10 protein-coding genes and 2 pseudogenes are annotated in these 12,215 nt (G+C 47.1%); 7 read left to right on the top strand and 5 right to left on the bottom strand.

Translation table 11 applies throughout. From position 1 onward, the window contains the following. Nucleotides 1–291: 291 nt before the first annotated feature. The 7 genes and pseudogenes from JCM23214_RS26750 to JCM23214_RS12840 form a co-directional block, all read left to right on the top strand. Nucleotides 292–1,187, top strand: a pseudogene (locus JCM23214_RS26750) (CHASE2 domain-containing protein); the annotation flags it as partial. Between the two features lie 99 nt (nt 1,188–1,286). Further along, nucleotides 1,287–2,354, top strand: a complete 1,068-nt coding sequence (locus JCM23214_RS20745) for an adenylate/guanylate cyclase domain-containing protein (RefSeq protein ID WP_369405907.1) — start codon at nt 1,287–1,289, stop codon at nt 2,352–2,354. A gap of 95 nt (nt 2,355–2,449) precedes the next feature. Next, nucleotides 2,450–3,244: an ATP-grasp domain-containing protein gene (locus JCM23214_RS12860; protein WP_025899292.1), complete on the top strand. Its 795-nt coding sequence runs from the start codon at nt 2,450–2,452 to the stop codon at nt 3,242–3,244. After that, nucleotides 3,232–3,627: a hypothetical protein gene (locus JCM23214_RS12855; RefSeq protein ID WP_025899291.1), complete on the top strand. Its 396-nt coding sequence runs from the start codon at nt 3,232–3,234 to the stop codon at nt 3,625–3,627. Before JCM23214_RS12860 ends, JCM23214_RS12855 begins: the two co-directional genes overlap by 13 nt. After that, nucleotides 3,614–5,032 carry a class I adenylate-forming enzyme family protein gene (locus JCM23214_RS12850; RefSeq protein WP_025899290.1) on the top strand — a complete coding sequence of 473 codons (1,419 nt, stop codon included), beginning with the start codon at nt 3,614–3,616 and terminating at the stop codon, nt 5,030–5,032. The genes JCM23214_RS12855 and JCM23214_RS12850 overlap by 14 nt, the downstream gene beginning before the upstream one ends. Beyond that, complete coding sequence (locus JCM23214_RS22600) at nt 5,029–5,619, top strand: GNAT family N-acetyltransferase (protein WP_025899289.1); 591 nt, start codon at nt 5,029–5,031, stop codon at nt 5,617–5,619. Before JCM23214_RS12850 ends, JCM23214_RS22600 begins: the two co-directional genes overlap by 4 nt. Beyond that, entirely contained in the window at nt 5,612–5,845 is a 234-nt protein-coding gene (locus JCM23214_RS12840; RefSeq protein ID WP_025899288.1) for an acyl carrier protein, read from the top strand. Before JCM23214_RS22600 ends, JCM23214_RS12840 begins: the two co-directional genes overlap by 8 nt. A 48-nt stretch (nt 5,846–5,893) precedes the next feature. On the opposite strand, the gene JCM23214_RS22595 is transcribed toward JCM23214_RS12840, so the two are convergent. The 5 genes and pseudogenes from JCM23214_RS22595 to JCM23214_RS12820 form a co-directional block, all read right to left on the bottom strand. Beyond that, the gene (locus JCM23214_RS22595) at nt 5,894–8,185 is read right to left on the bottom strand and encodes a methyl-accepting chemotaxis protein (RefSeq protein ID WP_025899287.1); all 2,292 of its coding nucleotides are present in this window, start codon (nt 8,183–8,185) and stop codon (nt 5,894–5,896) included. A gap of 153 nt (nt 8,186–8,338) precedes the next feature. Further along, nucleotides 8,339–9,376 carry an ABC transporter substrate-binding protein gene (locus JCM23214_RS20730; RefSeq protein WP_234397747.1) on the bottom strand — a complete coding sequence of 346 codons (1,038 nt, stop codon included), beginning with the start codon at nt 9,374–9,376 and terminating at the stop codon, nt 8,339–8,341. Further along, nucleotides 9,358–9,528 (bottom strand): hypothetical protein, encoded by a 171-nt coding sequence (locus JCM23214_RS25545; protein ID WP_234397762.1) that lies wholly within the window; start codon nt 9,526–9,528, stop codon nt 9,358–9,360. Before JCM23214_RS25545 ends, JCM23214_RS20730 begins: the two co-directional genes overlap by 19 nt. Nucleotides 9,529–9,589: 61 nt before the next feature. Beyond that, a pseudogene (locus tag JCM23214_RS26965) lies at nt 9,590–11,409 on the bottom strand (AMP-dependent synthetase/ligase). Nucleotides 11,410–11,441: 32 nt separating this feature from the next. After that, the gene (locus JCM23214_RS12820) at nt 11,442–12,215 is read right to left on the bottom strand and encodes an ABC transporter ATP-binding protein (RefSeq protein ID WP_025899286.1); all 774 of its coding nucleotides are present in this window, start codon (nt 12,213–12,215) and stop codon (nt 11,442–11,444) included.

The raw sequence follows: 12,215 nt of genomic DNA, 5'->3' as shown, positions 1-12,215 counted from the left end.
CCTAGCTTTTATCACAAAAAGCTACTAATTATCGCAAAGTAATACAAAACATTCGACGACTTTTATTTATACTTCCTCATTTAAAAATTAATTAATATGGTTAACATACGCAGGTATGACTAGATTCTTTGCAAATAACGGCTTCAAGCGATTATTGAAAAAAGTGGTGGAAACTGTTGGTATCGGGCGGACAATGGCACTCTGCCTGTTACTCCCCTCTCTATATTTGCAAATACTGGATCCGGCATTCTTGGTAAATATACGTAATCGCGTATTTGATTATTATCAGCAATGGCAACCTCGCATCCCGCCAGAGACACGGCCTGTAGCAGTGTTGGATATAGACGAGAAAAGCTCCTGCAACTTGGCCAATGGCCATGGCCGCGAAACTACCTTGGCGCGCTTGTCCAGAACGCGACCCAGTTGGGCGCAGTTGTCATCGGGTTTGATATGGTATTCGCGGAAGAGGACCGCCTGTCTCCGCACAAGGTGAGCGAGACCGTAACCAACTTGAGCCCAAAGGCTGTGGAAGAGCTTAATGCTCTGCCCTCATTCGATGCGGTTTTTGCCAAATATCTGGCCCAAAGCAGAACTGTTCTGGGCATTGCAGTTAGCCCGACAAAGTCAGATGTGAACAATTTTGGTCTCAACCGTATCGCCACTGTGGCAACATTAGGAGAAGATCCCAATCCCTATCTGAGGAATTTTCCGGGCTTGATCGGTAATCTGGAAATTTTGGACGAAGCCGCTTCCGGACGGGGAATGATCAGTCTGGATCAAGGGTTTGACGCGTCGTCAGGCGTGTGCCGCTCGCCAATGTTGTCGATAACCGGATTATCCCAACGTTGACGTTGGATATGTTGCGTGTTGCCACCGGCAGAAATGTTATATCCCAAACAACTCAAGGCGGCATACTTGGCTTCAAAATAGCAGGAACACTTGTCCCAACCGACAAGTACGGGCGTGTCTGGATTAAATATTCCGAGTTTGACCCCAGTCAGTATATTTCAGCAGTGGATGTGATTACCGGTAAGATTGATGCTTCGAAAATCGCTGGCAAGCTGCTTTACGTTGGAACGTCCGCGACGGGACTGAAAGATCTACGGTCGTCACCGCTGCAATCCTCATTGCCTGGTGTAGAAATGCATATGCAGTTGATGGAGAATATCCTGACGCAGACTTATCTGTTCCGGCCAGATTATCTTGCCGTTCTGGAATGGGCAGGTACAACTTTTACCGGATTAATCCTGATACTTCTTGTTCCTCTGGTGGGGGCGAGAACAACAATGGGATTGCTGATCCTGATTTCCAGCATCGCAGTTAGCTCGTCTTTATACCTGTTCGCGGAATTTTCACTGCTGGTGGATGTGACTTACACGCTGTTTGTTTCGTTATTGCTGTATATTACCCTCGTCTATTTTAATTACCTTTCCACTGAAAAGGAAAAAGCTCGAATTAGAACTGCTTTCTCTCATTACCTTTCACCCGATCTTGTCTCCAGACTATCTGAGTCACCGGAGAGTCTTGTGCTCGGCGGTGAAGAAAAGAAAATGACTTTCCTGTTTTGCGATATCCGGGATTTCACAGGAATCTCCGAGACTTTCAGAGATGATCCCCAAGGCCTTACTCACCTCATCAACAGATTTCTGACCCCAATGACCGATGAAATTCTATCAAACAACGGTACGATTGATAAATATATGGGGGATTCCATTATGGCTTTTTGGAATGCACCACTGGACACCCCCAATCATGAGAAGCTGGCGGCCCTTAGCGCATTAGGAATGATTAACCGGTTAAAACAGATTAACGATGAAATTCGAGAAGAAGCAGAGAGTGAAAGCCGTGACTTCAAAGAACTTAAAATTGGAATTGGGTTGAATACAGGGACTTGTATCGTTGGAAATCTTGGCTCTCAACAACGGTTTGATTATTCTGTGCTCGGTGATCCTGTGAACCTCGCTTCCCGGCTTGAAGGGCAGTCGAAGACTTATGGCATCAACATAATCATCGGCGAGGATACAGCAAAAAACATCTCTGATTTTGCATTGGTTGAGCTTGACCTGATTGCTGTCAAAGGTCGTAGCGCAGCGGTAACTGTCTATGGTCTTCTCGGCGATCCTGATACTGCGAAGGATGAAATTTTTCAAAAAGAAAAACAAACCGTTGAAGCTATGTTACGCCATTACAAAGCTCAGGAATGGGACAGATGTGAAGAGTATGCACAACAGCTTTCAAGCCTTTCCCCCCGCTTTGTAACCCTAGCAAATCTATATCAACAGCGGATTAAAGTATTCCGCGATAATCCTCCGGGGGATCAATGGGATGGAATTTATAGAGCAACGTCAAAATAATTGGCTTCTATTGAGACTATCTTCATTATTTTGCATGATCCTGCAGATCGTAGCCTGGTCAAAATCTATGAGGGGGGCCGATTTCGGTTTTTGATTTGGTAAAAATTCTATTTGCAGACATGTTCATGAACGTGAGCCTCGCTCGAATGCCCTACCAATTTAAGCAATTGGGCGTAAAAACCTATGGTTTGGGCTTTCCAGACAGGCTTATCATGCAATGTGACAGTTACGCCGGAAAATACGAAATTCCGGGTAGCCCCAGAGATTTGCGGTTTAGCCAGATCGTAAAAGGCGTCTCTCGCGCCGTGCAGGAATGTCAGCCAGATTTCCTGCTAACGATCGATGAAACTTTGATCCGGGGCCTTCTTCAACTGAGGGAAAATATCAGAACCACGGACAAACCTCTTTCCGATAATGTTCGCCGGATATTAAACCTCCTCGATCGGTCACTTGTAGAAAAGCCACAGATGTATCAGCGGCACACGTCGTTGTCCTTGGCAAAAGAAGCAGGCTTTCCCATTCCAAATCATTTTGTTGCTTCCAGCGAGGAGGAACTGCTGGAAATTGCTGGCGGATTAACTGGGGATCATTTTATCAAGATCAGTTTTGCAGCGGGTGGTACCGGGGTCATTCACATACCTGCAGATCAACCAAAGGATCAGCTGCTCGCGAACATTAAAAAGTCCGGGTATTATATCACAAACATTCAAAACGCACTTATTCAGCTAAATCTGAAGGTGAGGAACTCACGGTCAGTTTTGCCGCCTGGAAAGGGAAGTTGCTGGGATATACCGTCGTACGACCATTGCAAAAACTTTTTAAAAACGGACCAAGCTCCGTTATTCAAAACCTGTATAGACCACAACTGGAAGCCCCTTTGGTCAAGCTAGTTAAATCACTCAATTTGAGCGGTTTCGGGGGGCTCGATATCTTTGAAACAGATGAACAGGGTTTGCCGGAAGTGATCGAAGTAAACCTTCGGGCGACACACACAGTCCCTTCTTCAAGAATGCTTGGAAACGATCTGGTTAAGCTGTTTTATCAAGGACTGACTGATGAGCGGAAGCTTCCTGACACCGTTGCCCATATCCAAAACGACACATCCATTGCCCTCTTTCCAGACGCAATAATGAGCGATCCGACCAGTGACTATCTAAAAACGCTACCGTTGGATATTGCATGGGAAGATGAAGCCATTAATCGATTTTTGTTTCGCCAGATATACAAAATGCAGCGCAAAGCTGCTGATAGGATGAAAGATGCTATTCAATAACTTTAATCAGCTTGGAAGGCTGACCACAACCAACAGCGACAACTGGACCAATCGGGCCGAATTTCAGAGCCGGATTTCTGAGCGAACAGAAGAGCTTTCGAATATGGTGTCAGCGGGGGAAAAGGTGCTGATCTGTCATGGTGGCAGTGCTGGCTTTATTGTTGATCTATTCTCATGCTGGAATCTGGGGGTTGCAGCCGCCTGCATTAACCCGACGACCACTGAAAATGAAAAGCAGAACATCATAGAATTCATTAAGCCCGCAGCAGTTCTTGAAGCGGCTGACAGTGAGCCAAAAGCTACGCCACATGCGGGCGCAACAAAGCCGACTAATCTGTCACTGGATCTACCCGCATTGTATTTGTTCACCTCAGGAACAACAGGCACTCCTAAAGGTGTTGAGCATAGTTTCAGATCAATTCTTGCCCGGCTCACCCTGAACCAGACTTATATTGGTCTGGATAGTTTAAAAACCACGCTGTGCCCTTTGCCTACCCATTTTGGGCATGGTCTCATCGGTAACCTGCTCACCCCTTTATTGGGCGGATGCGATGTCATTTTACTTGATGACAAGTCGCCTATGGGCGTTGCGAAGCTGGGGGAATTGATTGACCAGTATGAGGTCACATTTCTAAGCTCCGTACCTTCCTTTTGGAAACTGGCCACTCGCCTGTCCAAAAAGCCGCAAAAGAATTCTCTAAAACGGGTACATGTGGGCTCTGCCCCTCTATCAACTGACCTTTGGAAATCCATTGCGAATTGGTGCGGGACCGAAGACGTCTTCAATATGTATGGAATTACTGAAACCTGCAATTGGATCGGCGGCGTATCCTTGAAAGATGGATTGGCTGTTGACGGTCGCATTGGAACTGTCTGGGGCGGGTCTGCTTTGGTAAAAAATGCAGAAACCGGGCACATAACTGCTGTTGGCGAAGGTGAACTCCTCATTCAAACGCCCTCGCTCATGAACGGATATTACAATCAGCCCGACCTTACCAGCGCGGTGCTGAAAGATGGCTGGTTTCACACTGGCGATATCGGATTAATTACAGAAGACGGTGACATCAGGATCACCGGCCGACAAAAATCTGAAATAAATCGCGCCGGCATTAAAATTCTGCCAGAAGAAATTGATTTGTTGCTGGAGCGCCACGAAGACGTGCAGGAAGTGTGCGTGTTTGGTATTCCCGATGAGATCAGCGGTGAAAAAGTAGCCGCCGCAGTTGTTCAAAAAGACGGATGTGATTTAAGCGGAGATGCCTTGTCCAAGTGGATGCAGAACCTGATCAAAAGGGAAGCTATTCCCGAGACATGGTTCTTTGTAAATGAAATTCCCAAAACCGATCGCGGTAAAATAAACAGGGATAATGTGCGTGAAGTCTGCCTCAAGGAAGGCAAGTCATGAAGTGGAAATACGGAACTCCCCTTTTGCTTGGAACAGAAAACTATGTCTTGCAATCAGTGAACCCTGCTGCAATTCCCGATGAGTTTGTCACGTGGTTTTCCGATCCCGAAGTCATGCGCTTTATGAACGATCCGATGGGGATGGATAAAAGCAAACTTGCCAGTTATTTTTCGACCTATAACAACAAAACCCGAATAGCCATGACAATCTATGATCGGAAGATTAAATCTCCGATCGGCATCTTCAAAATCTATATCGAAGCGCCGCACAATCATTGCCATACCAGCGTATTGATCGGCGATAAATCCTACTGGGGAACAGGCGCTGTGCTGGAAATTCGCGAGCGGGTGATTTCCTTTCTCTTTAAAGGCATGAAACTCAACAAGATTTGCGGCTATGTAAGGGGGCGAAACTTCCCCGCATTATTTAACTACACAAAACAGAAATTCACCAAAGAAGGAGTGCGAAAGCAGCATATGCGAAACCACGAGGGCGGACTTGATGATGTGGTTGAGTTTGCGCTTCTGCGCGAAGAATGGCTCAAGAGACAGGAAGAAAACTCAAACGAGGAGACTGCTCGTGGATAGCCCGAACATCGAAAAAGCAATATCGCTCCTGTCTTCTATTTTGGACTGTCCTGCAGATTCCATTTCAGAAAATGATACAATAGAAACAGTCGAGAAATGGGACAGCCTCAATCATATGAGGCTTATTTTGAAAATCGAGGAAGAGTACAAGGCTGAGGTGGACCCTGATACCGCGCTTGGCCTGTTTACCGTCAAAGATATTGCAGCCTATATTTCCACACTTTAAAAAAAAGCCGGGTCCAAATGAGACCCGGCTTTTTTGTAGCTTATCAGCTTATCCAGCGCGCACCCTTGTCAAAAAGTTTTGCACTTCACGGTCAAGATCCGTGACTTCTTTTGCAAGGCTGCCCGAGACTTCTTTGACCTGCGCCGCAGTTGTTCCGGTCGAGGCTGCGGCCTGATTAACCGACCCAATATTCACAGAAACTTCCTGAGTGCTTTGTGCTGCCTGCTGAACGCTTCGGCTGATTTCACTTGTTGCCGCGCCCTGCTCTTCAACCGCAGAAGCCACACCAGCCGCAATACTGTTAATATCTGAGATGGTTGACGAAATTCCGCTAATCGCATTGACGGCACTTTCCGTCTCTTCCTGTACAGACTTGATTTGAGCCGAAATTTCTTCCGTTGCGCGGGCTGTCTGTGTCGCCAGATTTTTAACTTCTGATGCAACAACAGCAAATCCTTTACCCGCATCACCGGCTCTTGCTGCTTCAATCGTCGCGTTCAAAGCAAGCAGGTTGGTCTGTCCTGCAATGTCATTAATCAGACCGACAACATCACCGATTTTCGCGGCGGCATCATTGAGGCTTGTGACCATCTGGTTTGTACGGGCTGCTTCAGATACAGCTTCACTTGCAATCGATGCAGCCTGTCCGACCTGACGGCTGATTTCATTGATTGAAGAGGTAAGCTCTTCCGTTGCTGAAGCCACAGAATTCACGCTGGCACTCGCCAACTCGGACGCATTTGCCACCGTATTGGAACGCTCACTGGTCTCGTTGGCATTTTGGGCCATATCCTGCGAACTTGCTGTCATTTGCGACGTAGCGGCTGCAAAACTCTCCACCAGATGTTTCACACTTCCCTCAAAGTCGTCAGCAAGCTGTTGCATTTCTCTCTGCTTCTGTTCTGCTGCTTCTCGCTCCATGCGCTCACGTTCAGCAGCGGCTTTTTCTTCGGCTTCTTTAGCTTCCGCAGCAGCGCGCGCCCGCTCGGCCTCGCGCTGTTGACGCTCACTTTCCGCCTCGGCCCGAAGCCGTTCTGCTTCGCGAGCATTATCCCTAAAGCCGAGCAAAGCGTTGCCCATTTCGGTAATCTCGTCTCCGCCAGAAACATTAACGTCATGATCAAGATTACCACCGGCGATTTCGCGCATATCCACGACAAGCCCATTAAGCCTGCGCATCAGGTTTCTGCCCACATATAACCAGGCCAGCAGCAGCGCTGCCGCGACACTGGCCGCAGAGATGGAACCAAGCTGAATTTTACCCATGCTGATACTGGTTTCAGCCGTTGCAATCTGCTTTTCAGTATCTGCCGTAATTTGCCCAACAACTGACTGGATGTTGTTAGACATTTGCGAAGTTGCCTCAGTGATCAAACTGATTGCGTTTTGGGCACTATCCATAGTGTTCATGTAAGCCATACGGACCGGGAATAGACCCGTTTTTTCTTCGATGGCCAAATTCAGCATAGCTAATGAATGTTCGACGAGTTTCTCTTTACCTTCGAACTCCGGGAACATTTTCGCCCGGCGCAAGCGGTTTCCATATTTGGAAAACTCTACTTCAATTTTCCGGTAGGTTTCCATGTCTGAGGCTGACGCCAAGCGTTGAATAAGCCCCGCGCTATAGTTCAAATTGCTTTGGAAGATCAGCGCTCTTGTCAGAACTTCAACTTCTTCACCAAACAGATTGGTAACCCCCTGCTGCAGCTTGGCAACATCCTGCTCGGTTTCAAGTCCCGCAGCATCGACGTTGATCACCTGCTCACGGTAATCGATGAACGGCTGCAAAATCTTGAGACTTTCTGCACGATGTTCTGTCAATGCGTTGTCAATTGCACGGGAATTCTGCTCAAGTTCCAGACGTTCCAGCATCAGATCGGCCAGATTGGATATGCCATCTTGCAGCTCTATCACCTGCATTTGCAGGTCGGTGATCATTTCATCCCCCATATCCACATGATACAGGTCGGATACAATTGAATTGAGCTCAATCAGATGCTCATCTGATTTGGCGCGTAATTCTTCAACTTCCGAAGCCTCGCCGGCTTTGAGCATGTCTGGTGCGATAGCCACAACCGATTTTGCATTTTCCGAAAGCTTCTGGGCAAGCGTTAATGAATTTAGAGAGGATTTTGTTGTGCTCTGAAGCGTCTGCCCCAGACTGTTAAACAATGCCCACCCAACGGCACCGGATGCCAATGTCAGGATTGCAATAACTCCAAAAGACATATACAGCCGCGCGCGAATGCCAAACTTTCTTTTTGATTTTTTCTTCTGTGGCTGTGTGTCCAGGTTTTCTGATTTTTTCTTCCTTAAAAAGGATGGAATTGCGGACAACATGTAAGACCCCCATCAGTATCCGAACGAAACGACAAAACTACTTTGTGGGGAAATTAACCATCAAACCTTACTAATTGGTTCACAAATGACAAATAGTTACAAAACATAAAAAACCCGGCCGAAGCCGGGTTTTTCAGTTGATTTTTCAACAAGTTAGTATGATACGTTTTTGATGAATTTCCATTTAGGACCTTGCACCTGGAACAGTTTTGTACTGTTTCTTGGATCAGGGCCAAGATGGTCATCTTCACCAAAAGAAATGGGTGCACTATCAAAAATAGTTTTGTATTCCTTGATGGATTCAAGTGCTTTGGCAACTTTCTCCGCGGTCAAATCTTTACCCGCTTTTTCAAGTGCTATGCCAAATACATGCATCAAGTCATAACCGGCAATCGATTGCAGTACCGCAGTTTTGTCAAAACGCTTCTGATACGCATCCATCCAGGTTTTAACTTCTGCTGATGCATCTTCGTAATAAGGGATAGATGTCTGACCAGTGCCATACAACCCTTCTGTAAGCCCTTTTGCCAGTATCACATTTTCCGGAACGTAACCGGCGGAACTCACGACAAAAGTGGCGTCATAGCCAATTTTCTTGGCGGTTGCCATACTGCCAATCGTCTCACCAATGATGGTGCCCAGGCAAACCAGTTCAACGCCCGCAGATTTCAGCTTGGCAATCTGGGATGAAAAATCTTTTGAGCCGCGCTTGAAGTTGGTTTTGACCACTTCGGGAAGGCCCATTTCTTTGGCCTGAATTTCACATCCATTTAGAACGTTTTTGCCAAAATCATCATCCTGATACAGGACGCCAATTTTTTTGACGCCTTTTTCTTCGACAAAATATTTCACCGCTGATCTCATCTGATCATCATATGGCGTGAACATCGCGAACTTTAACGGATGAAATGGTTCATACATTTCACGCGCTGCAGACAGTGGAAATACATTCAGCACATTGGATTTCAGCGCCCGCGGCATCGTCACCATGTTAGTCGGCGTTCCAAGCGGCCCCATCAAGGCAAACACTTTATCTTTTCGCAACAGCTTGTCGCCAGCCTGCGCTGCCTTGTTTTGCTGATATGCTGTATCTTCGACAATCAATTCCAGTTTGCGGCCATGAATACCGCCCTTGGCGTTGATTTCCTCAACCGCCATGCGCATACCATTTGTTACAGGAACCCCCCACAGCGCAACCGGCCCCGATAAAGGCTGGTGTGAGCCCAGAATGATCTTATCATCGTAACACCCTGCGTCGCGCTTGCTGAACCCGTCACTGCAAATGTCGCAGCAATAGCGGCTGCAACGGACAGTCCCAACCGAACAAAAGTTCTTCGTTTCATCTTCTTCCTCCCGTAGGCAAAATGCCCTCTTCAAAGTTAAGACCAAGCCCCCAATAGTTGGTCAGTACATGGTATTGATCAAAGCCTCATACTTCTTGTTTACGAATGACCGCTTCAGTTTCATTGTCGGCGTCAATTCATCATCTTCCGCGGTCAGAATTTCATCGATCAACCTGAACTTCTTGATCGTCTCTACTTGCGCAAAATTCTTGTTTACCTTTTCAATCTCCGACCAGATCAGTTCTTCAACTTCTTTTGCCTTGCACAGGCTTTGGAAATTGGTAAAGGGAACATCCCTGTCCTGCGCATATTTCTCCACATTTTCCTGATCGATCATGATCAGACATGTGAGATACTTGCGCTTGTCACCGATCACAACGGCATCGGAAATATAAGGGCTGAACTTCAACTGATTTTCGATTTCTGACGGTGTAATGTTCTTGCCGCCGGCTGTAATGATAATGTCTTTCATCCGATCCGTGATCTTCACGAAACCTTCGTTATCAATATAGCCCACGTCACCCGTATGGAGCCATCCATCAACAACTGTTTCGGCGGTCTTTTCAGGCTGATTAAGATATCCCATGAAAATATGAGGCCCTTTCAAAAGGATCTCACCCTGATCAGAAATCGCAACCTCTGTGTTGGGGGCTGGTGGCCCGACAGTGCCCAATTTAAACTTGTCTTCAAGATTTGAAGTTGCCAAGCCTACATTTTCAGTTTGCCCATAAACCTCATACATATCCAGACCAAGCGCCAGATACCACTTTATCAGGTCTGGAGAAATAGGCGCAGCACCTGAGCCCAGATACTTGGCCCGATCCAATCCCAGCAAACGCTTGATATTTTTAAGAACCAGTGCGTCCGCAATCTTGAACTTCAGCTTTTGAAGTCCTGTTGCTCCCGCCCTTCAAGCTTACAATCTGCTATGTCATAGCCAGCGCCAATTGCCATCTTGTAGGCCAGCTTTTGCAAACCTGTCGCATCGCGAAGCTGCAATGTGATCGCGGAATAAAATTTTTCCCAAATACGGGGCACAGCAAAGAAAATCGTCGGAGATACCTCCCTGATATTTTCCGGAACTGTATCCAGTCCCTCTACGAAGTTTACTATAGTTCCCGCATAAAGTGGCAAAAAAATGGTGAAAGACCGCTCCGCTATATGGCATAGGGGCAAAAAGGAAAGCTGTTCGTCATCCGGTCCGAAACCGATTATGGGTGTCAGGTTGGAAATCTGGAACATCAAATTTCGATGAGAAATCATCGCTCCTTTCGGCGGGCCGGTTGTCCCAGATGTATAAATCAGGATTGCCAGATCATTGGGCTGTGATTTATTAACCTCAGCCTCCCAAAAATCTGGATGTTCCTTATGATAAGCCTCCCCCAATTCGTAAAGCTCATCAATACTCAACACCATCTCATCGCGGAAATCACGAAGCCCTTCCATATCAAGGACGATAATTTTGCGAAGGTCGGGTAGCTGATCGCGAACTTCCAGCACTTTATCAAGCTGTTCTTCATTTTCCGCGACAAAATACCTGGTTTTGGAATCCAGACACAGATAAGCGACCTGTTTGGCGCTGTCGGTTGTGTAGACGCCATTACTGACGCCCCCAACCCCCAATATTCCCATATCGAAATATAACCATTCGGGGTTATTATCGCTCAGGATTGAAACGGTCTCCCCGCGTTTGAGGCCCAAAGATACCAGACCAAGCCCAATTGCACGTGCCCGCTCTCCATATTCTGCCCAAGTGATGGATCGCCAGATCCCTAGATCTTTCTCACGCATGGCGATTTTCTGATCATATTCCTGGACACGCTTCCAGAACAATTTCGATGTGGTATCGGTCCCATCGATAATACTTGGTGGATAAACCATTGCGTTCATCTTTTATTCTCCTTCAGGCCCGATTAGCGCCAGGTCTTGCGTTTTTTCCAGCGCCGTTTGCCCCTGACACCCTGATCCTGCATACCCAGATAAAACTCCTGAATATCATCCTTGTTGAGCAGGTTGGCAGTTGTGTCTTCCATAACAATCCGCCCTACCTCGAGCACATATCCATAATCCGCTGTATGCAACGCAATATTGGCGTTTTGCTCTACCAGCAACATGGTCATGCCCCGCTCCACATTCAGCCTTTTAATGATGCCAAATATTTCTTTAACCAGAAGTGGACTGAGGCCAAGGCTCGGTTCATCGAGGAGCATGACTTTCGGGCGGGCCATTAGAGCGCGGCTAATGGACAGCATTTGCTGTTCACCACCGGAAAGCTGCCCCGCTGGCTGATCCCCTCTTTCTTTGAGGATCGGGAAATAGCTATGGACCATTTCCATGTCTTTAGCGATCTCATCCTTGTCATTGCGGGTATAGGCCCCCATCAGAAGATTGTCCCGCACACTCAGAAAAGGAAAGACTTCCCGACCTTCGGGAACATGGCTCAAGCCCTGCCGCATCACCCAGTCAGGATCATTTTTCTGAATCTCTTTCCCGTCAAATACGACAGTGCCCTTTTGCGGGTCCATTACACCACTGATGGTCTTGAGGATGGTTGTCTTGCCTGCACCATTTGCACCCAGCACAGTGACAATTTTCCCCTCCTCCACGTCCAAAGAGACCCCCCGGATCGCCATGATCGGTCCGTAATAGGTTTCAATATTCCTGACTTTCAAAATTGCGTCGCTCAT

The organism is Sneathiella glossodoripedis JCM 23214, assembly GCF_000616095.1.
GTDB classification, from domain to species: domain Bacteria; phylum Pseudomonadota; class Alphaproteobacteria; order Sneathiellales; family Sneathiellaceae; genus Sneathiella; species Sneathiella glossodoripedis.
The sequence above is the reverse complement of the archived record's forward strand: the minus strand, read 5'-3'. Positions and strand labels throughout refer to the sequence as shown.

Bases quoted from the DNA above. Each gene is read 5' to 3' on its own strand.
- JCM23214_RS12820 (WP_025899286.1), bottom strand. From the start codon at position 12,215: ATGAGCGACGCAATTTTGAAAGTCAGGAATATTGAAACCTATTACGGA.
- JCM23214_RS22600 (WP_025899289.1), top strand. From the start codon at position 5,029: ATGAAGTGGAAATACGGAACTCCCCTTTTGCTTGGAACAGAAAACTAT.
- JCM23214_RS22595 (WP_025899287.1), bottom strand. From the start codon at position 8,185: ATGTTGTCCGCAATTCCATCCTTTTTAAGGAAGAAAAAATCAGAAAAC.
- JCM23214_RS12850 (WP_025899290.1), top strand. From the start codon at position 3,614: ATGCTATTCAATAACTTTAATCAGCTTGGAAGGCTGACCACAACCAAC.
- JCM23214_RS20745 (WP_369405907.1), top strand. From the start codon at position 1,287: ATGGGATTGCTGATCCTGATTTCCAGCATCGCAGTTAGCTCGTCTTTA.
- JCM23214_RS25545 (WP_234397762.1), bottom strand. From the start codon at position 9,528: ATGAAACGAAGAACTTTTGTTCGGTTGGGACTGTCCGTTGCAGCCGCT.